This is a genomic window from Pseudomonas sp. FFPRI_1 (assembly GCF_055384485.1).
This window is the reverse complement of the sequence record NZ_AP029168.1, coordinates 511,603-531,194: the sequence shown is the minus strand read 5'-3', so window position 1 is coordinate 531,194 and position 19,592 is coordinate 511,603. Positions and strand designations below refer to the sequence as shown.

Below are 19,592 nucleotides of genomic sequence, written 5' to 3'. Positions count from 1 at the left end.
TGCCGGCGAAGAGGCCCTCTGGCCCTGCATCGCCCTCACGCACGCCTTCGCTGGCAAGCCAGCTCCTACGGGGCCGGATCTGAAAAGGCCGTGTGTAGGAGCCGGCTTGCCGGCGAAGAGGCCCTCAGCCTTGCATCGCCCTCACGAAAGCCTTCGCTGGCAAGCCAGCTCCTACGGGGCCGGATCTGAAATGGCCGTGTGTAGGAGCCGGCTTGCCGGCGAAGAGGCCCTCAAGCCATGCATCGCCCTCACGAAAGCCTTCGCTGGCAAGCCACCCCCTACAGTGGAAGTGTTGGGGGCGGGGTCGACTCAGGACAGAAGGGTGCGCTGCAGCAGTTGTTGCAGGGCATGGCGCTCCCCCGCCGAACCGCTCTGGGCAATCTGCTCCAGCAATTGCTGAATCTGCTCCAGCGGCGAAGGGGTCGGTGGCAGGTTCAGGTGCTCGGGAAGAATTTCCTCGCCGCTGCTCACCAGCAAGGCAAAGTGGATGACGTTCTCCAGCTCCCGGGTGTTGCCCGGCCAGCTGTGGCGATCCAGGGCCTGCTGCGCGGCTTCGCTGATCAGCGGCACCGGCAGGTCCAGGCGCTGGCTGTAAATGCCGAGGAAGTATTCGGCCAGGGATTCGATGTCTCCCACCCGTTCCCGCAACGCCGGCAGCTCCAGCTGGCCTTCGCTGAGGTAGCGATACAGGCGCTCGTGAAACTTGCCCGCCGCCACCGCCTGGGCCAGGTCGATGCTGGTGGCTGCCACCAGGCGCACGTCCACCGGGCTCGGTTGCTGGGCGCCGACCCGGGTCACTTCGTGGTTCTCCAGGGCGGCCAGCAGCTTGGTCTGGATCGGCAGCGGCAGGTCGCCGATTTCATCCAGGTACAGGGTTCCGCCATTGGCCGAGCCGAACCAGCCGGCGCGGCTGCTGGCCGAACCGCTGAAACTGCCGGCGGCATAACCGAACAGTTCGGCGTCGGCGTAGGTCGGGCTGATAGCACCGCAGTTGACCGAAACGAACAAGCCACTGCGATCGCTGGCACGGTGGATGTGCCGGGCCAGCAGCTCCTTGCCGGTTCCGGTTTCGCCGCGGATCAGTACCGAGACCGAACGCGGCGCCAGTTGCTCCAGCTCTTCGCGCAACTGCCGCGAGCGCGGGTCGACGAACACCAGCGCCTTGGCGCGGATGCTCAGGGGGCTTTTCTCGGCATCGGGGAAGGTCAGCAACGGCTGACCGAACGGGGTATGGGCACTCATGGCAGGCTCCCGCCCCAGGCCGCCTGGGGACGGGGGCGTTTAAACGAAAAAAGGACGATCAGGCACGACGCAGGGCGTGTTGTTCCATGCGGTTCTGCAGGCGGTACAGGTAGGCGAAACCCTGCTCCCAGCGATGGTGGCCGGACTTGACGTTGATATGGCCGGCACCGGCCAGGATCCCGGCTTCGGCGCCCCAGTCGCGGGCCAGTTCCAGGGCCCGCGGCGCGCTCACGGCGCTGTCGTTGTCCGAGCTGACTACCTGGCTGGGAAACGGCAGCGAGTGCCGGGGGATTGGCGCGAAATTGCGCAGCGCCGGGGCGCAGGCCGGGCGCTCGACGTCCGCCGGGGCCACCAGCAGCGCACCGCGCACCTGGCGCAGGGCCGCTACGGGCGCGCGCGCGGCCCAGTGGGCCACGGTGATGCAACCCAGGCTGTGGGCAATCAGGATCACCGGAGTGTCGTCGGCAGCGATGGCTTCGGCCAGGGCCGCCACCCAGTCTTCGCGGCGCGGCGTCAGCCAATCGGCCTGTTCCACCCGCGCGCTGTTGGGCAGGCTGTTCTGCCAGTGGGTTTGCCAATGATCTTCTGGCGATCCTTGCCAGCCCGGCACAATCAAGTAGCGAATGGATTCGTTGCGCATGGGGAACTCTCCTGCTGCGTGTCTGTTCCCGAACGAGTATAGGGAGGGGATTTATATTCGTTAAGGAATAAGAAGCTATTTATTAATACCCTAAATGAATATCAGACCCCACCGTCTGTAGGAGCCGGCTTGCCGGCGAAAGGGGCCCTCAAGCCTTGCATCGCGCTCTAGGACGCCTTCGCTGGCAAGCCAGCTCCTACGGCTGGCGTGATTTCGGTGGGGGTCTGGCCGGTGAGGGGCCGTGGGCCTTGTGTCGATCTGGCGGGCGCCTTCGCTGGCAAGCCAGCTCCTACAGCTGGCGCGATTTCGGTTGGGGTTCTGGCCGGTGAGGGGGGCGGTGGGCCTTGTGTCGATCTGGCGGGCGCCTTCGCTGGCAAGCCAGCTCCTACAGCTGGCGTGATTTCGGTGGGGGTCTGGCCGGTGAGGGGCCGTGGGCCTTGTGTCGATCTGGCGGGCGCCTTCGCTGGCAAGCCAGCTCCTACAGCTGACGTGATTTCGGTGGGGGTCTGGCGGGCGAAGGGGCCGTGGGCCTTGTGTCGATCTGGCGGGCGCCTTCGCTGGCAAGCCAGCTCCTACAGCTGGCGTGATTTCGGTGGGGGTCTGGCCGGTGAGGGGCAACGGGAGGGCGTTGCGGTGGGGGCTTTGCAGGTGGGTTTTCGCCAGGCAAAAAAAAGGCCGCACCCTGCCAAGGAGACGGCCTGAAAAGTCGTGGCTTTGTTGCTCGTTGTCAGCGGGCGGTGATCACCGACAGTTTGGTGATGCCCGCACGCTCGATGGACGCCATGGCCCGGGCCACTTCGCCGTAGTTGACGCCATCGTCGGCCTGCAGCTGCACCCGCACTTCCGGGTCCTTGGCCTTGGCCGCTTGCAAGTTGGTTTCCAGCAGGTCCGGCTGGATCTCGTCCTTGTTGATAAAGAGTTTGCCGGCACCGTCGATGCTCACCACCAGCGGGTCCTTCTGCTCCACCGGGGCCACGGCCTTGGTCTTGGGCAGGTTGATCGGGATGGCGTTGGTCAGCAGCGGCGCGGTGACGATGAACACCACCAGCAGCACCAGCATCACGTCCACCAGCGGGGTGACGTTGATCTCGCTCAGCACTTCATCGCTGTCTTGGGTGGAGAAGGCCATGTCAGGACGCCTCCTTCACTTTTTGCGGGCTGCCCTGGGCCGCGGCCTTGTGCACGCTCGGGTGGATCAGCACGCGGAACGAGTTCTTCTGCGCCAGGCTGTAGAAGTCGTGGGCGAAGTCGTCGAGGTCGGCGGCGGTGAGCTTCAGGCGCCGCAAAAAGTAGTTGTAGACCAGCACCGCCGGCACTGCGACGGCGATCCCCACCCCCGTCGCCACCAGGGCTGCGCCAATGGGACCGGCCACGGTTTCCAGGCTCGCCGAACCGGCGGCGCTGATGCCTTTCAAGGCTTCCATGATCCCCCACACGGTGCCGAACAGGCCGATGAAGGGCGAGGTGCTGCCGATACTGGCGACCACCGCCAGGCCGGTTTCCAGGGAACGACGCTCACGCACGATCTGCTGGCGCAGGGCGCGCTCCAAGCGGTCCTGATGGTTGATCGCCTGGCTCAGGTCCGCCGCGTGGGGCGCTTCGCCGACCTGGATCGCCGCATAACCGGCCTGGGCCACCCGGGCTGCCGCGCCGGGCTGGGTTTCACTCAAAGAGGCGGCGGAATCCAGGCTGGACGCCGCCCAGAACTGATTGTGGAACTTGCGATCCTGGGACTTGAGGCGGGCGAACTGCACGCCCTTGACCAGAGCCAGGCCCCAGGTGGCGACGGAGAAAACCACCAGCAGCCAGATCACCGCGCTTTCGATGGATTCCAGTGGAGATGCCAGTAACGTCATGATGTGTTCCCTCTGTGTAAGCGTTTAGCGCGTGTTGGTTGATCGGCCTTGCGGCTCAATGAATCTTGAAATCGATGGGTACGCTGACCCAGCCGTCCTGGGCCACATCGCCCTGCTTGGCGGGCACGAAGCTCCAGCGCTTGACCGCTGCCAGGGCCGCATCGTCGAGTTGCTGGCGACCACTGCTCTTCTGAATCTGAATCTCCCCGGGCTTGCCGCTGGCCAGCACATGCACCCGCAGCAGCACCGTGCCTTCCCAGCCCCGGCGCTGGGCCAGGGAGGGGTATTCCGGCGCCGGGTTCTTCAGGTACGCGGCGTTGGCAGAAGCTGGAGTCACGGGTGCCGGGGCCGGTGGCGCGGGCGGCGCCGGAGCGGCTACCGGGGCCGTGGGCTGCGGCGGTGCCGGGGTCTGCTGCACCGGTTTGGGTGCAGGTTTCGGCTCGGGCTTGGGCACCGGTTTGGGCTTGGGTTTGGGCACCGGCTTGGGTGGTGGCGGCTTGACCGCCAACTCGTCCTCCACCGGGGGCGGCGGCTCCACCACCGGCTGTACCGGCACAGGCGGAGGCGGCTCGACCACCGGCGGCGCCGGGTGCGAGAACTCGATGGTCATGGGCGGAATTTCCGGCGGCACAATCGGCAGCACCGGGGTCGGTTTCTGGCTCAGCCAGTAGATCACCGCGGCGTGCAGCACCAGCGCCGCAGCGCCGAGGATGATTGCCTCACGGCGGCGCAGTATCCCCTTGGGCGTACGTTGCAGACGCAGTTGGCCCAACGGCAAGCGGTGAGGCCGGCCGAGATCGACCAACTCGCCGCTCGGTGCCTGGCGCCACAGCACCTCGTGTGCACTGGCGGCGGTCTGGACATTGCCCATGAATTCACTCCCTAGGATCTTTTGAAAAACCCGGCACCGGCGTTTGAACAACCCCCACGCAACGGTACCGCGGGGTCAATGATCGGTGCCCTGCGCTTATCTCTTAAAGTAATCTTTCAAGTTATACATAGATCGAAATCGAATATTAGATGCTCAGCAAAAGAGCCAGGCCCCGTGTTTAAAGGGCTGTAGCCCAGAGCGAAAAAGGCCATGCCTTACAGGCATTGAAAATATTCCCGCAAAGCATCGAAATAAGGCCGTTAGAAGGGTGCAAACGACAGTTCCACAGGTAACAGCCACAACTAACAACACCCCTTGGGGTTTTTAATAAACTTTATGAACAGGCACGACAAAGCCGCTGGAATAGCACGCCACTTAAATAAGCCGGCGACTACCCAGCAGCTGGTTGTTATCGAAGTTGTTACTGTTTGACGAACTCGCCATTCAGGCCGACCACATCGCCACTGAAGTTGCTGCGGGCGCCAGAGGCTCGCAGTCGGGAGTAGTTGTGATCCGGGGAGAACAGGGCCCAGGCCTGGTAGCCGTAACCGTCGTTGTAGCCGGAGACATTGATGATGGTGGACTGGCCGCTGCTGTTCTGGAAGTGGTAGTGCCCGGCCACGCTGTACTTGACCCCGGCCTGGGTCAACTCGCCGCTGAACGAGCCGTTGGAATCGTTGCCGTCGGTCACGACCAGGCGGGCGTCAGCGTTGGAGTTTACGTAGGTTCCATTGATGCTCGACATGATGCGGGTTTCCTTCTGCGGTTTAAGTTTCATCCAATGAAGCAAGTTCCTCCTGGAACTTGCAAACCCAGCATGGCCGGCATTTACAATACTGTCCAAAACAAACTTCGCCAGCAACTAACTAAATGGCTATAGCCTGCAAACACCCCTCTATAACTTATGACCAGGCAGTAACTACTTATAACTTATCAACTTGCGGCTTGAGGCTTGCCACTGCCTTCAACTGCTCTTGCAACTCCTTGCCCGCCCGGCTCAGACCGCTGCCGGCGTACAGCGCCAGACGCACGCCCTGGATATCCGGCAAACCGCTGTCAGCGCCGAGAATCCGATGCCCCTTGCCCAGCACCCGCACCGGCAACAGGCTGATGCCCAGGCCCGCCGCCACCGCCGAACAGACGCTGGCCAGGCTGGCGCTGGAATAGGCAATGCGCCAGGGCCAGCCGCCGACTTCCAGGTGATGGAGCATTTCCTGGCGGTACAGGCCACCCACCGGGAACGCCACCAGGGGCAGCGGATCACGGCCAAAAGCCGGCTGGCGAACGCTGTCGACCCAGCACAAGGGCTCGGGCCAGGACGCCACGCAGTCGTCGCTGTGGCCCATCTGCTTGACCAGCAGCAGGTCGAATTCACCGCGCCGGTACTGGCGCAGCAACTCCGGGCCCAGGCCGCTGCTGACCTCCAGGCGCACCGCCGGATAGTCCTGGCCAAAGCGCGAGAGCATGGGCATCAGGCGCTCGGCGGCAAAATCTTCCGGCACCCCGAGGCGCAGCACTTCTTCGCTGCGCTGGTTGACCAGCACATCGCAGGCTTCTTCATGCAACGCCAGGATGCGCCGGGCATAGGCCAGCAGGCGCTCGCCCTCCACCGTGGCCACTACCCGACGCTGGTCACGGTCCAGCAACTGGCAGCCCAGGCTCTCTTCCAGGCGCCGTACCTGCTGGCTCACCGTGGACTGGGTGAGGTGCAGGCGCTCGGCGGCGCGGGTGAAGTTCTGACTCTCGGCCACCGCGACAAAACTGCGCAACAACACGGGATCCAACATGCTGACCTACCATCCTGATTACCACTGATTGGCATGATTATATTTAATTTCAGAATACCAAGGGTCATCACCATACTCCCCTTTCATCAGCAGGAACGGGAGGTTCTCATGCAACTCAAGCGCTTTCTGAAACGCGGCCTGATCGCCGCCGGTCTGCTCACTGTGGGGGTAGTCATGGCCAACGACGGTTCATTGCTCGAAGCCGTGCGCAAAGGCCAACTGAGCCAGGTGCAGCAATTGCTCGAACAAGGCGCGGCGCTCGATGGCCGCGGCCTGGATGGCAGCAGCCCGCTGCTGCTGGCCACCCGCGACAACCGCGTCGACATCGCCCGGGCGCTGATCGAGGCCGGGGCCGACGTCAACCGCAAGAACCTGATCCAGGACAGCCCCTACCTGCTGGCCGGCGCCAGCGGCCACAACGAAATCCTCAAGCTGACCCTGGCCCACGGCGCCGACCTCAAGAGCACCAACCGCTACGGCGGCACCGCGCTGATTCCGGCCTGCGAACGCGGCCATGTGGAAACCGTGCGCCTGCTGATCGAGGCCGGCGTCGAACTGGACCACGTCAACCACCTGGGCTGGACCTGCCTAATGGAAGCCATCGTGCTGTCCGACGGCGGCCCGGCGCACCAGCAGATCGTCGCCCAACTGATTGCCGCCGGGGCCGACCTGAACCTGCCGGACCGCGCCGGCCTCAGCCCGCTGCAACAAGCCGAGCGCCGTGGCCAGAGCGCCATCGCCAAGCTGCTGCGCGATGCCGGCGCGGCCTGAGCCCCCCCTTTTGAAGGAACCTTGCATGCACGACGATCAACACTACCTGCAACAGGCCGTGGCACTGGCCCGACGCAATGTCGAACAGGGCGGCCGCCCGTTCGGCGCGCTACTGGTGCGCAACGGCCGGGTGCTGGCCGAGGCGGTGAATGAAATCCACCTCAGCCAGGACCCCACCGCCCACGCCGAGATGCTCGCCATCCGCACCGCCAGCCAGCAACTGGGCCCACGCCTGGATGATTGCGTGATCTACGCCAGCGGCCAGCCCTGCCCCATGTGCCTGGCCGCCATGTACCTGTGCGGCGTGTCCCGCGCGGTGTTCGCGGCCAGCAATGAACAAGCAGAGCCGTTTGGCCTGTCCACCGCGGCCATCTACCAGCAACTGAGCAAGCCCCTGGAAGCCCAGCACCTGCCGGTGCGGCACCTGCCCCAGGCGGCGATGACTGCCCTCTACCAGGATTGGCAGGCGCGCCATGCCGCGAACTGAATCCAGGTTCCAGCGCTGGGCCGGCTGGGCTCTGCTGGTGTGCCTGGGGCTCAACCTGCGGCCGATCCTCAGCTCGGTCAGCCCGCTGCTCAACGAGATCCGCGGCGCCACCGGCATGAGCTTCCAGAGCAGCGCCTGGCTCACCAGCCTGCCGGTGATCTGCATGGGCCTGGTGGCCCTGCTGGGCGTACGGATCGAAGCCCGCCTCGGCGAACGCCGGGGCGTATCCCTGGGCCTGCTGCTGGTGCTGCTGGCCTGCCTGGTGCGGCTGTTCTTCGGCCAGGCGACAGCATTATTGGCCACGGCTTTATTGGGTGGCGCCGGCGTGGCGCTGATCCAGGCCCTGGTGCCGGCACTGATCAAGCGCCAGTTCCAGCAACGGGTGGCCCTGGCCATGGGCGTCTACTCGGCCTCGCTGATGGGCGGTGGCGGCATTGCCGCCCTGCTCAGCCCGCAGGTGGCCAGCCACTTCGCCAACTGGCAAGCGGGGCTTGGCGTCTGGCTGTTGCCGGCCATGGCCGCGCTGCTGCTCTGGGCCTGCCTGCCCCTGGGCGCCAGCCGCCGCAACGGCAGCCCGGCGCCCCTGGCCGGGCTCTGGAGCAACCGCCGCGCCTGGCTGCTGGCGTTGTATTTCGGCCTGGTGAACTGCGGCTACATGAGCATGGTGGCCTGGCTGCCGGCCTACTACCTGCAGATGGGCTGGAGCGCCAGCCAGAGCGGCTCGCTGCTGGCCTTCATGACTGTCTTCCAGGTCAGCGCCGCCCTGCTGATGCCGGCCCTGGCCCAGCGCAGCAGCGACCGCCGGCCGCTGCTGGGCATCAGCCTCGCGGCCCAGGCGGTGGGGTTTCTCGGGCTGGTGCTGTGGCCCTTGCAGAGCCCGCACCTGTGGGTGGCGCTGATCGGCTTCGGCCTGGGGGCGTGTTTTGCCCTGAGCCTGATCCTCACCCTGGACCACCGCCGCGACCCTCGGGAAGCCGGGCAACTGGCGGCCTTTGTCCAGGGCGTGGGCTTTCTGATCAATGCTGTCTCGCCGTGGCTGAGCGGCTGGCTGCGGCAAGTCACCGGCAGCTTTGTCAGCGCCTGGTGGGTACTGATCGTCGGCGTCCTGGCGATGCTGCTGTTGACGCGGATCTTCAGCCCCGCCAGCTATCAGGCCCGGGCCCAGCACGATACCGCGCCCCAACCGGCCTGACACCGGCCCTCGAACCCACCGCCTGCCAGCACGGCAGGCGGCGTTCTTTATGTCGCCACAGCACCACTCTCCTTCCTGACCGGCTAAGATCGGCCGCCGACGCCACTCGCGACAACGGGCACACACTCAACTCAGAACACAGGAATAGCGATGGACGCTGCAACGATCGGCCGCTGGGTAAGCAGCCTGGGGCTCAGCCATGCAGAACTGATCGCCCGGGGAGAGCGCATCGAGCCCCCGACGAGCAAGCTCTACGACGAATTCGAGTGGCTGAGCGTGTTCGTCAAGCCCGGCCTGGTACTGGACTTCTGGGAGGACAGCCTGGTGCTGGAGAAGGTCATTATCGATGTGCTGCCACTTGAAGAGGGACGCAGGTTCTATACCGGTGAATTGCCGGCACCCTTCTCACGCACCATGACCCGCGCAGAAATTCGTGCCCTGCTGGGCACGCCCCTGCAATCGGAGGAACGCAGGCCATCAGCGGATGGGCAACGCATGCTCAACGCCTGGGAGAGCTACCGCTTACCCACCAGCCTCCATCCCAAGGCCCGGGTCGGCTTCAGCTACAGCGCCGATATGCGGATCAAAAATCTGACATTCACCTTGCTCGAACCGATACGCGACTGACCCGGCTCTGGCTTTTCGTAGGAGCAGCCGCAGTCTGCGCCCACGTTTGACCTGATACATCGCGGATGTCTGGCCGTGCGCCCTGTCGGAGTGCCGCCCAACCCGTTCGCAGCCTTGCGCAGCTCCAGGGAGTACGCCCACCCCGTCTTCAGGCCGGCAGGCAGGCCGCCGTCAGATTTTGATCTGGCTGTTGATCTTCTTGCCCCCTTAGACACGATGGCCGAACGCAGGCATTGAGCCGTGGGTAACCCGGCAGGACGCCGGGTTAGCCGCCCCAGGCCATGGATGGCCTGTGGCGGCGGCCCACGGATCAATGCCGGAGAGAGGGCACGCCGAGCCTAGGCGAGGCGCCGAGTGGAGGGGCAAAGCCCTTTGGTTACTTTGGGGCCCCAAAGTGACTCGCCGTAAGGGCGAAACCGCCAGCCGCCACACCCGCAGCAACGGATATGTACACCCATAACACCGCAACCTCAGGTTTTACGGCCGCTGCGCGCCCGAGCGGGAGCAAGCTCCCTCGCCACAGCATGATTTCTGGCCTGGAGTCGTGCAGATTATTGAAAATAAATTATTGTAATTCGATAATTTTTTATCAATAATTCGCCACCCCCAAAGTTTTGCAAGGAATAACGCATGAACTCCCAAATCAACGGCTCGGCCCAGTACCGCTTACGACGGGTCGGCCTGCTGGCCGCGATCCTGGCCTGGGTCATGGGCGTGGTGGAGCTGGGCGGCAATGCCGGGCTCTGGATCTACAGCAAGGACCAGGTTCTGGGCGCCCTGCTCAGCGTATTCGCCGAACACTCGCCGCGCCTGCTGGAAGCCGACTTCAAGCTCTCGTCGCTGAGCTTCACCCTGCTGGTGATCCTCGACTTCCTGCCCCTGCTGCTGACCAGCTTCGCCCTGTACCTGACCGGAGTGTTCTTCCTGCGCCTGTCCCGCGGTGAAACCTGGAGCGATCGCAACATCAGCATCCTCTGGCGCGTCGGCATGCTGTGGATCGTCGCCCCAGCGACCTTCCCCATGGTGGAAACCCTGCAAGGCCTGGCACTGTCCTTCGACCTGCCGGCGGGCCAGCGCATTCTGCAGATTTCCGCGGGCTTCTCGTCCTACGCGGCCTACGAGGTGGTCAAAGGAATCTTGCTGTGCTCGTTTTCCATTATCATGCGCGACGCCAAAGTCCTCAGTGATGAGCACAGTCACTACATATAGAACAATGAGATGACCATTATCGTTCGGCTTGACGTTGTCATGGCTAAAAACAAGATTCGCTCGAAAGAACTGGCTGCCATCCTGGGCATTACCGAAGCCAATCTGTCGTTGCTGAAAAATGGCAAGGTCAAGGGGATGAAAATCGAGACCCTGGACAAACTCTGCGCCGCACTCGACTGCCAGCCCGGCGACCTGCTGGAATACCAGGCCACCGAGCCCGCGTGACACCCCCGCGTTTGTTTGATCCGAGTCCCGTTCGTTAAAGCCTTATCCACTCCTCACGTTGCACATTGGCTTATTCATGACTCGCTATCTGCTCTGCCCGCTGCTTTTGCTCGCCTGTCTTTTGACCGGCTGCGCCAACAAACTTGAAGTGGCCATCGACGCCACTCCGGCCCAAGACTACTACTTCGACCCAAAGGCTCCGGTGCTGGTGACCGTCAACAGTACCAAGGAGGCCCAGGGCCTCAAGGCCAGCTACTACCTGCGCGACATGGTCGCTGCCCTTCACGGCATGGGATTTACACAGGTGTATACCGAATCGTCGCTGCCGAAAAACCATCCGCCTTTTCGCATGAACATTGCCCTTGATGTGGGCAGTAAAAAGACCAGCTATCGCTACACCGCCACCGACTACGGCCCGGTGCCCAGCAGCACCAAAACCACGTGCATGCCCGGCAAGCACCAGCAGACCGTGTGCACCAGTACCCCAACGATGTCCTACCGCGCCATCGGCTCCTCGGAACGCACCGGCTACACCACCCTTTCGACCTTCAACATCCTGGCCAAGGACGAGCAGAGCCGGCGCACGGTATTCCTGCTGCGGGCCTCGTCCTATAACGAGGACTGCCAGGACGCCAAGGTCGAGGATTTCCTGGTGCAGGAGAGCCTGGACAACCTGGACTTGCGCAACCGGGTGCAGCGCAAGTACAGCGTCACCCTGCCAGAGGGCCAAAGCTGCAACTAGCGCCTACCACGCACCGGACGACACGCCTACAATCGCCTCTCGACGCCCGCCCGATCCCCCATCGGGCGGGCGCAGTCCCTCAACGACAAGGCACGTGTCGAGCATGACCCTGGATTGGAATACCTGGGAAATAGAACCCGGATCGGCGGTGGATGAACCACTGATCGCCGAGGTGCAGCAACGCCTCGGGGTCGAGTTCCCACCGCTGTACCTGGAGCTGGTGCAGTACGCCGACGCCGCCACGCCGGGGCTCGGCAGCTTCGCCTATGACGGTGGCTACACCTGCATCAGCGAGTTCTTCGAATTCGGCCTCGGCACCCAGCCCTGGACCCTGCTCTGGTACGCCAGCCCAGGCCGCGTGCCAGGGCTGGCCGCTGGCTGCCTGCCGATTGCCCGGGATGCCGGTGGCCTGCTGATCTGCCTGGACTTCAACAGCCTGGGCGTGGCGGTGGAAATCTTCGATCCCGAGAGCGCCAGCCGCCACCCGGTGGCCGCCGACTTCAAGGCTTTTGTCGAGCTGTGGCAGCCATGAAGTGGATAGTCGTGCCCACCAGCAAAGAGGCCATGCAACGCCTGGATCTGGACCAGTGCCGGCCGGGCGACCTGGAACAACTGACCCTGTCCGCAGAACAGTGGGCCGCCCTGTCCGGCAGCGACCTGCTGCCCAGTTTGAACCGCGCCCTGGGCACCCTGATCGACGACTACGAAGACGCCTCGATCCAGGGCCAGGCCGCCCTGGTCACGGCCCTGTCGATCCTCACCGGCGCCGCAACGGCGCAAGACCCACTTATCCACAAGCTGATCGCCCTGAACCGACTGGCCCAGGAACGGGACACCGGTCTGTTCTTCTACTTCTGAGGCCCTGCCCAGGGCTGCTCCCGCACCTCATGTGTGGCGAGGGAGCTTGCTCCCGCTTCGGCGCCAGCCCGACCTGACCGGAGCCGCAGCACGGCCTCAAGCTCAGATCCCCGAGCCGGCACTGGCCTGCTTCAACCCCGACTCCGGCACGCTCACCGCGGTTTCCGAACGCGGTGTGCCCTGGGGCACCCAGTCGTAGCTCACCGGCAAGGCGCGGTACACCCAGTTGCTGATGGCCTCGCTGCCCGGGGCCTTGCCCAGGTAGGGGCTGACGTATTCCCAGACGATTTCACCGCCAGCCGTGACCTGGAAGAAGCGCCCGTTCATGCCCTCGTCGATCAAGGTGTTGCCGTTGGGCAGGCGCCGCGCGCTGCTGATGAACGAGCTGTAGAAAGCCCAGCCCGGCTGCCGGGAACTGGCGGCGCTGTACTGCCAGACGATTTCATTCTTGATCGGGTCGATCTCCAGCACCCGGGAGCCGGCAATCAGCCCCAAAGGCACCGAGGGGTAGCCTGCCGTGCCCTGGTTGTCGAACACCAGCAGATGCCCGGCCCCCGGCAAGCCGGCGGGAATGATGTGGGCGTCATGCTGGCCGACGAACTGGTCCACCGGGCGCGGCACCTTGGCCGCGGTCTTGGGGTTGATCGGCGCCAGGTTCGGCCCCAGGCGCCAGACCACCTTGCCGCTGTGCTTGTCGAGGATGGCGATGAAGTTGGCGTTGCGTGAATCGATCAGCAGGTTGTCCGGGGCGAAGCGTTTGTCACCGCCGTCGAACCACTGGTTGGCGCCCACCACGCTGAGGTTGTTGATGTGCAGGTAGTCCGGGTTGTCGGTGCCGTACACCAGCTTCAATTGCGCTGGGGTAAAGCCGAATTCCTTGAGGTGCTCGGAGGCCAGCCACTGCCATTTGACCTGGCCCTCGGGGCTGACTTCATAGATCGCGTCGTCGATCACCTGGGGCACCTTGAACCCCGCCACCTTGTGCACCTTGTTGGCCAGGACCAGGGTGTTGCCATTGCTCAGGCGGCGCTGGTCGTGGTGCTGCTGGGCGGCGCCACCCGGAGCCTGGTCGCCCCACTGCCAGAGCACCTGGCCGTTCCAGTCCAGCTCGCCGACGCTCTGGTTGCCCAGGCCGTTGCCGGCAGAACCCAGGGGCCCGGGTTCCTTGTCCTTGAGCTGCAACAGCACCCGGCCGCGCTCGCCGCCCACCAGCTGCGGGTCGATGATCGCCGAGGGGAAACCGGCCTGGGGCCAGTTCTTCACCTCGTTGCCGTTCATGTCGATCAGGTGGGTCTGTTTATCGGCGCCACTGAAGATCACGTACTGGTTATAGGCCTTGGCCGGGTCGTAGCGGGTGACGCCGGTGGGGTAGACGCTGGGCGCGGCCTGCACCGCCGTAGCCAGCAGGGCGGTGGACAGCAGCAGGGGCAACGCGGTGTCGAGGCGCAACATGACAAGCACTCCTGTTCAAGTCGAAAGGCGCCGGAAAACCCGGCGCAAGGTGCGAAAAGCCGGGTATCAGAAGTCGTAGCGACCGGTCACGCCCAGGGTCCGCGGGGTGCCCAGCAGGCCTTCGTAACCGCCGTTGCCGCCGGTCCAGAGGGTGGTGTAGTAGGTCTTGTCGAAGGCGTTCTTCAGCCACAGCGAAACGTCCCACTGGCCCTGCTCGTAGTTGCCGCGCAGGCCGGTGGACAGGTTGACCACGGCGTAGCTGGGGATCTGCCCGTACTCGGAATCTTCCACGGTGCCCACCGCCTTGGAGCGGAACGCATAGCTGGCGGTGACGTACTCCTCCAGGCCGTTATCCAGGTTCCACTTGTATTCGCCGTTGGCGTTGCCAATCCATTTCGAAGCGCCCACCACCTGGTGGCCGCTGAGGTCGCACGAAGCCGGGGCACCGGGGCGCAGGCTGACTTCCGGCGGGCACGGCGCATCCTTGTAGGAGAGGTAGCGCACATCGTTGTAGGAACCGTTGAGGTTGAGGGTCAGGCCACGGATCGGCACCAGGGTGCTTTCCACTTCCACCCCGCGCGAGCGCACCGAGCCGGCGTTGGTCAGGTACTGCACGCGGTTGCCGTAGTCGTAGGCGTTGGTCTGGTAGCCGTTGACCTGGGTCCAGAACAGGTTGGCGTTGAGTTGCAGGCGGCGGTCCCACAGGGTGCTCTTGAAACCCAGCTCGGCGTTGTTGGCGCGCTCGGTGCCGATCAGCAGCGAATCGGCCCCGGCAGTAGGCGCCGAACCCACCGTGAGGTTGACCCCGCCGGACTTCTCGCCGTGGGACAGGGTGGCGTAGCCCAGCAAGTCATCGCTGAAGCGGTAGCTGAGGTTGAGCAGGCCCGAGGGGCTGGTGCTGTACTGGTTGAGGTCGCCGGAATCATAGGCCCCGGTACGCCCACGCCGGGCAGTGGCGGCAGCCCCGGCCACCGTCGCGCCACCCAGCGGAGCGTTGCGGGTCACCCAGGCGCTTTTCTCCTCGTAGGTGCCGCGCAGGCCGGCGGTGAAATCCAGGCGCTCGGTGAGGTGCCAGGTGCCCTGGGCGAACAGGGCGAAGCTGTTGGTCTGGATATGCCCGTTGCCGATGCTGGTGACGTTGTTCAGGGCGCCGGCCGGGGTGCCGTTCCAGATGTCCGCCTTGGGCCCGTAATAGGCGAAGGACTTGTTGTCCAGGTCGGAGCCGAAGTAGTAGGCCCCCAGCACGTAGTCGAAGAAGCCGCCGGTGGGCGAGGCCAGGCGAAATTCCTGGGACCACTGCTTGTCTTCCACCGAGACCCCGGCGTTGTAGCTGGCCGGCACGTTGAGGCCATCGTCGTTGCGCGGGGTGAAGTTCCACCAGCGGTAGGAGCTGACCGAGGTCAGGGTGAAGTCGCTGGGCAGGGTCCAGTTGGCCTCCAGGGAGGTGCCGCCCTGGAACACCGTGACGTGCTGGTCGTTGTCCAGGTTGACCTTGCGGTGCGAACCGTTGACCAGGGTCGCGCCAGCCGCCGCCGCGCGCGACTCGTAGACATTGGTGCCGTTGATGGTCGGCCCGGTGCTGTACAGCACCCGGGTGCCGGCGCTGGAATCCTCTTCGTTGTAGTCGCCGATCCAGCGCAGGTTGAAGTTCTCATTGGGCTTGTAGAGCAACTGGCCGCGAAAGCCCTGGCGCGATCCGCCGTTGAGGTCGTGGCCGTCGAATTCGTTCTTGATGTCGCCGTCGCTGCGAGTGCGGTAGGCCGAGAAACGCCCGGCCAGCTCATCGGTCAGCGGCCCGGAAATGGTGCCCTTGGTCTGGAAGTAGCCATCTTCGCCCAGGGAGGTCTCGATGCTGCGCTCCGGGGTGAAGCTCGGCGCCCGGGTGCTGATGTTGATCACCCCGGCGGTGGTGTTCTTGCCGAACAGGGTGCCCTGGGGCCCGCGCAGCACTTCCAATTGCTCGATGTCCATCAGGTCGAACACCGCCATCCCCGGCCGCCCCAGGTAGACGTTGTCGATGTACAGACCGACGCTGCCTTCCAGGCCGTCGCTGGCCGGGTTGTTGCCCAGGCCACGGATCGACACGCTGGACTGGCGCGCATGCATGTAGGCGACGTTGACGCTGGGCACCAGCTGCTGCAGGTCCTGGATGCGATAGACCCGCTGGCTCTCCAGGGCCTGGCCGCCGATCACGCTCATGGGCGTGGGCACGCTCTGGGAGCTTTCCTCGCGCCGACGCGCGGTAACGGTGACCGTCTGTAATTGGCCGTCATCGGCCTTGGCCTTGTTGGCGCTGCTGTTGGCGGCCGGGGTTGGCGACGCGGGAATATCTTCGGCCCAGCTCGGGGTCCAGCTGGCACTGCCGGCCAGCAGCAAGGCCAGCGGCAGGCGCTTGAGCCGCCGGGGCGAGTGAGGTGAGACGAGGGACAACGGGCTCATGGGCGGCTCCTGGTCAAAAAATATACAGCCTCGTATATTCCTTTAAGTTATTTATTTATGTTTTTACAAAGATTTACTGCATAAGAGATTGCCTTTATAAGGAGTCGACCTAATGCATAGCCAATGCATTTCCCCGATATTTTTTATGTGAAAAATGCATATCGACCTGCGCCAGCTCCGCCACTTCATCGCCCTCGCCGAACAGCGCAGCTTTGTCGCCGCCGCGACCGCGGTGAACCTCTCGCAATCGGCCTTCAGCCGCAGCATCCAGGCCCTGGAACACAGCGTTGGTTGCCAGTTGGTGGATCGCGGGCGCAAGGACCTGGCGCCGACCAAGCAGGGCCAGTTGCTGCTGGAGCACGCCCGGCGGCTGGTCAGCGGCGCCCAGCAGATGGCCAACGAGATCAGCCAGTTCAATGGCCTGGAAGCGGGAGAATTGCGCTTCGGTTGCGGCCCGGCGCCGGCCGCGGGGCTGATCCCCCGGGCCATCGGCAGCTTTATCGGGCGCTACCCCAAGGCCCGGGTGCAGTTCCAGGTGGATGACTGGCAAAGCCTGAACAAGCGCCTGCTCAGCGAAGAGTTCGAATTCTTCGTTGCCGACACCCGCCACTTCGAGGCCGATCCGGACTACCTGACCCAGCGCCTGCGCCCGCGCAAATGGCATTTCTGCTGCCGCGCCGGGCATCCGTTGGCCCAGCGCGACAGCGTCAGCGCCGGGGAACTGATGAGCTACCCGCTGGCGGTGACCATCCGCCCGCCGAACCTGCGCAAGGTCATCGTCGACCTGAGCGGCAAGCCCGACTTCACGCCCAATGTGGAATGCGAAAACAGCTACAGCCTGCTGGGGGTGGTCATGCGCTCGGACGCCATCGGCATCGTCGGCTCCTACAGCGACGCGCTGCACAACGCCAAGGGCGAACTGGTGTGCCTGAAGATCGACGGCCTGGCCGACGACCTGGAAGAGCTCTACACCCGCTACGGCATCGTCAGCCGTGCCGGCTATCGCCTGTCGCCCCTGGCCACGGCGATGATCGCCGAAATCAAGGCCATCGACGAACAGGACGAAGACCTGTGCAACCTGGACAACCTCGCCGTCTGAGCCGAGCCTGCCTTGCCCTCACCCCCGTCCCGCCTGTAGGAGCCGGCTTGCCGGCGAAGAGGCCCCAAGCCCTGCACCACCCCCACGACCGCCTCCCACCGTAGGAGCCGGCTTGCCGGCGAAGAAGCCCCAAGCCCTGCACCACCCCCACGACCGCCTCCCACCGTAGGAGCCGGCTTGCCGGCGAAGGGGCCCTCAAGCCCTGCGCCACCCCCACGACCGCCTCCCACCGTAGGAGCCGGCTTGCCGGCGAAGGGGCCCCAAGCCCTGCACCTCCCTCACGGCCGCCTTCGCTGGCAAGCCAGCTCCTACAGGTGCCACAGGACCGCGGGCGCCCTCCGCATTGCATGAAACGCATCAAAACTATTCGGCAAATGCGCTTGCCGGAAGCCCCCGCCGAAGGCGAAAAACCTCGCCTGTCCTGTCTTCGGTGAGCCCCATGTCCAATACCCCCAAACCCGTGCGCAACGTGCTCTACATCATGTGCGACCAACTGCGCCGGGATTACCTGTCGTGCTACGGCCACCCGCACCTGCACACCCCGAACATCGACCGCCTGGCCGCCGCCGGGGTACGCTTCAGCCGCGCCTACACCCAGGGCACCATCTGCGGTCCGTCGCGCATGTCGGCCTACACCGGGCGCTATGTCAGCAGCCACCAGGTGGCCTGGAACGCCGTGCCCCTGCCCCTGGAGGAACTGACCCTGGGCGACTACCTGCGGCCCCATGGCATCCGTACCGCACTGGTGGGCAAGACCCACGCCACGCCCAATCTCGACGCCCTGCAACGCCTGGCCATCGACCCCGAGAGCCAGCAGGCCGAGGTGCTCAACGAGGTCGGCTTCGAACCCTATTTCCGCCACGACGGCATCTACCCCGACGACCCGGTGTTCGACGACAAACGCGAATCCGCGCCCTACACCCACTACCTGCGCGACCTCGGCTACGACGGCCGCAACCCCTGGCACGACTGGGCCAACGCCGGGGCCGGCGCGCAGGGGGAAATCCGCAGCGGCTGGAAAATGCGCAACGCCCACCTGCCGGCCCGGGTCGCGCAAGAGCACTCGGAAACCGTCTACACCACCGACCGCGCCATCGACTTCATCAGCGAACAAGGCGAGCAGCCCTGGTGCCTGCACCTGTCTTACATCAAGCCGCACTGGCCCTACATCGCCCCAGCGCCCTACCACGCGCTGTATGGCCCGGAGCAGGTCATCCCGGCCGTGCGCGCCGAGCCCGGGCAGCTCAGCGATCACCCGGTCTACGCCGCCTTCCGCCAGCATGAAGAAAGCCTGAATTTTTCCCGGGACGAAGTGCGCCTGAACGTGGTGCCCACCTACATGGGCCTGATCAAGCAGGTGGATGACCAGCTCGGCCGGCTGTTCGATTTCCTGCAGAGCAACGGCCGCTGGGACGACACCCTGATCGTCTTCACCAGCGACCACGGCGACTTCCTCGGCGATCACTACCTGGGGGAAAAGGAGTTCCTGCTGGAACCGGCGGTGGGCGTGCCACTGATCGTCCGCGACCCGCGGGCGGCGGCGGATATCAGCCGTGGCACAGTGGATGAGCGCCTGGTGGAAACCATCGACGCCCTGCCGACTTTTCTCGACGCCCTGGGCCTGCCGGGTGCCGAACATCGGCTCGAAGGTCGCTCGCTGATCCCCCTGTTGCACGGCGCCGAACCGGACTGGCGCCGCTACGCCATCAGCGAATACGACTACGCCTTCCAGGCCCCGGCGCGGGAGCGCCTGGGCCAGCCCATCGACCGCTGCCGCATGACCATGGTGCGCAGCGAGCGCTGGAAATACCTGGCGTATGACGGCTTGCGCCCGCAGCTGTTCGACCTGCACAACGACCCCCAGGAGTTGAATGACCTGGGGGCCGACCCGGCCCATGCCGCGGTGCGCGAAGAACACCTGGGGTATTTGCTGGAATGGCTGCGCGGCTTGAAACGCCGCACCACCATCAGCCATGAAGAAATCGACCTGCGGGGCCAGCGTTTTCGCTACGGCGAACCGGAAAGCGAAAAGCTGGTGCAGATCGGCGTGTGGTAACCCGGCCCCCTCCCGTAGGAGCCGGCTTGCCGGCGAAGA

General features: G+C 64.7%; 20 protein-coding genes. 11 read left to right on the top strand and 9 right to left on the bottom strand.

The window, feature by feature from the left end:
* Positions 1–309 precede the first annotated feature (309 nt).
* The 7 genes from ACZ5BO_RS02375 to ACZ5BO_RS02345 all read right to left on the bottom strand — a co-directional run bounded on the left by ACZ5BO_RS02375 (position 310) and on the right by ACZ5BO_RS02345 (position 6,396).
* Entirely contained in the window at positions 310–1,242 is a 933-nt protein-coding gene (locus ACZ5BO_RS02375; RefSeq protein ID WP_464698051.1) for a sigma 54-interacting transcriptional regulator, read from the bottom strand.
* 58 nt (positions 1,243–1,300) lie between these two features.
* Positions 1,301–1,882: an alpha/beta hydrolase gene (locus tag ACZ5BO_RS02370; RefSeq protein WP_464698049.1), complete on the bottom strand. Its 582-nt coding sequence runs from the start codon at positions 1,880–1,882 to the stop codon at positions 1,301–1,303.
* Between the two features lie 727 nt (positions 1,883–2,609).
* Entirely contained in the window at positions 2,610–3,011 is a 402-nt protein-coding gene (locus ACZ5BO_RS02365; protein WP_464698047.1) for an ExbD/TolR family protein, read from the bottom strand.
* Position 3,012: 1 nt separating this feature from the next.
* Positions 3,013–3,738, bottom strand: a complete 726-nt coding sequence (locus tag ACZ5BO_RS02360; RefSeq protein WP_011058606.1) for a MotA/TolQ/ExbB proton channel family protein — start codon at positions 3,736–3,738, stop codon at positions 3,013–3,015.
* A gap of 55 nt (positions 3,739–3,793) precedes the next feature.
* Positions 3,794–4,609 carry an energy transducer TonB gene (locus ACZ5BO_RS02355; RefSeq protein WP_025128519.1) on the bottom strand — a complete coding sequence of 272 codons (816 nt, stop codon included), beginning with the start codon at positions 4,607–4,609 and terminating at the stop codon, positions 3,794–3,796.
* 421 nt (positions 4,610–5,030) lie between these two features.
* Positions 5,031–5,354 carry a hypothetical protein gene (locus tag ACZ5BO_RS02350; protein ID WP_025128520.1) on the bottom strand — a complete coding sequence of 108 codons (324 nt, stop codon included), beginning with the start codon at positions 5,352–5,354 and terminating at the stop codon, positions 5,031–5,033.
* Positions 5,355–5,532: 178 nt separating this feature from the next.
* On the bottom strand, positions 5,533–6,396 hold the full coding sequence (locus ACZ5BO_RS02345; protein ID WP_025128521.1) for a LysR substrate-binding domain-containing protein: 864 nt from the start codon (positions 6,394–6,396) through the stop codon (positions 5,533–5,535).
* Between the two features lie 108 nt (positions 6,397–6,504).
* On the opposite strand from ACZ5BO_RS02345, the gene ACZ5BO_RS02340 reads away from it, so the two are divergent.
* From ACZ5BO_RS02340 to ACZ5BO_RS02300, 9 genes are all read left to right on the top strand, one after another.
* Positions 6,505–7,167 carry an ankyrin repeat domain-containing protein gene (locus ACZ5BO_RS02340; protein ID WP_043274532.1) on the top strand — a complete coding sequence of 221 codons (663 nt, stop codon included), beginning with the start codon at positions 6,505–6,507 and terminating at the stop codon, positions 7,165–7,167.
* Positions 7,168–7,192: 25 nt separating this feature from the next.
* Positions 7,193–7,654, top strand: a complete 462-nt coding sequence (locus tag ACZ5BO_RS02335) for a nucleoside deaminase (protein WP_025128523.1) — start codon at positions 7,193–7,195, stop codon at positions 7,652–7,654.
* On the top strand, positions 7,641–8,846 hold the full coding sequence (locus ACZ5BO_RS02330) for a CynX/NimT family MFS transporter (protein WP_464698044.1): 1,206 nt from the start codon (positions 7,641–7,643) through the stop codon (positions 8,844–8,846). Before ACZ5BO_RS02335 ends, ACZ5BO_RS02330 begins: the two co-directional genes overlap by 14 nt.
* Positions 8,847–8,996: 150 nt before the next feature.
* Complete coding sequence (locus tag ACZ5BO_RS02325; protein ID WP_025128525.1) at positions 8,997–9,473, top strand: DUF6392 family protein; 477 nt, start codon at positions 8,997–8,999, stop codon at positions 9,471–9,473.
* A 630-nt stretch (positions 9,474–10,103) separates the two neighbouring features.
* Positions 10,104–10,682 carry a hypothetical protein gene (locus ACZ5BO_RS02320; RefSeq protein WP_025128526.1) on the top strand — a complete coding sequence of 193 codons (579 nt, stop codon included), beginning with the start codon at positions 10,104–10,106 and terminating at the stop codon, positions 10,680–10,682.
* Positions 10,683–10,691: 9 nt separating this feature from the next.
* On the top strand, positions 10,692–10,907 hold the full coding sequence (locus ACZ5BO_RS02315; protein ID WP_011058598.1) for a helix-turn-helix domain-containing protein: 216 nt from the start codon (positions 10,692–10,694) through the stop codon (positions 10,905–10,907).
* Positions 10,908–10,983: 76 nt separating this feature from the next.
* Entirely contained in the window at positions 10,984–11,649 is a 666-nt protein-coding gene (locus tag ACZ5BO_RS02310) for a hypothetical protein (RefSeq protein ID WP_025128527.1), read from the top strand.
* Between the two features lie 103 nt (positions 11,650–11,752).
* Positions 11,753–12,181, top strand: coding sequence for an SMI1/KNR4 family protein (locus tag ACZ5BO_RS02305; protein ID WP_464698042.1), 429 nt, complete (start codon positions 11,753–11,755; stop codon positions 12,179–12,181).
* Complete coding sequence (locus ACZ5BO_RS02300) at positions 12,178–12,507, top strand: hypothetical protein (RefSeq protein WP_464698040.1); 330 nt, start codon at positions 12,178–12,180, stop codon at positions 12,505–12,507. Before ACZ5BO_RS02305 ends, ACZ5BO_RS02300 begins: the two co-directional genes overlap by 4 nt.
* 102 nt (positions 12,508–12,609) lie before the next feature.
* Here ACZ5BO_RS02300 and ACZ5BO_RS02295 read toward each other — a convergent pair whose 3' ends face one another.
* A complete protein-coding gene (locus ACZ5BO_RS02295) occupies positions 12,610–13,959 on the bottom strand; it encodes an aryl-sulfate sulfotransferase (RefSeq protein WP_464698038.1) in 1,350 nt (449 codons plus the stop codon).
* A gap of 66 nt (positions 13,960–14,025) precedes the next feature.
* Positions 14,026–16,398, bottom strand: a complete 2,373-nt coding sequence (locus ACZ5BO_RS02290) for a TonB-dependent receptor (RefSeq protein WP_464698036.1) — start codon at positions 16,396–16,398, stop codon at positions 14,026–14,028.
* Between the two features lie 154 nt (positions 16,399–16,552).
* On the opposite strand from ACZ5BO_RS02290, the gene ACZ5BO_RS02285 reads away from it, so the two are divergent.
* Positions 16,553–17,497 carry a LysR family transcriptional regulator gene (locus ACZ5BO_RS02285; RefSeq protein WP_025128532.1) on the top strand — a complete coding sequence of 315 codons (945 nt, stop codon included), beginning with the start codon at positions 16,553–16,555 and terminating at the stop codon, positions 17,495–17,497.
* Positions 17,498–17,936: 439 nt separating this feature from the next.
* A complete protein-coding gene (locus ACZ5BO_RS02280; protein ID WP_464698034.1) occupies positions 17,937–19,553 on the top strand; it encodes an alkaline phosphatase family protein in 1,617 nt (538 codons plus the stop codon).
* Positions 19,554–19,592 lie beyond the last annotated feature (39 nt).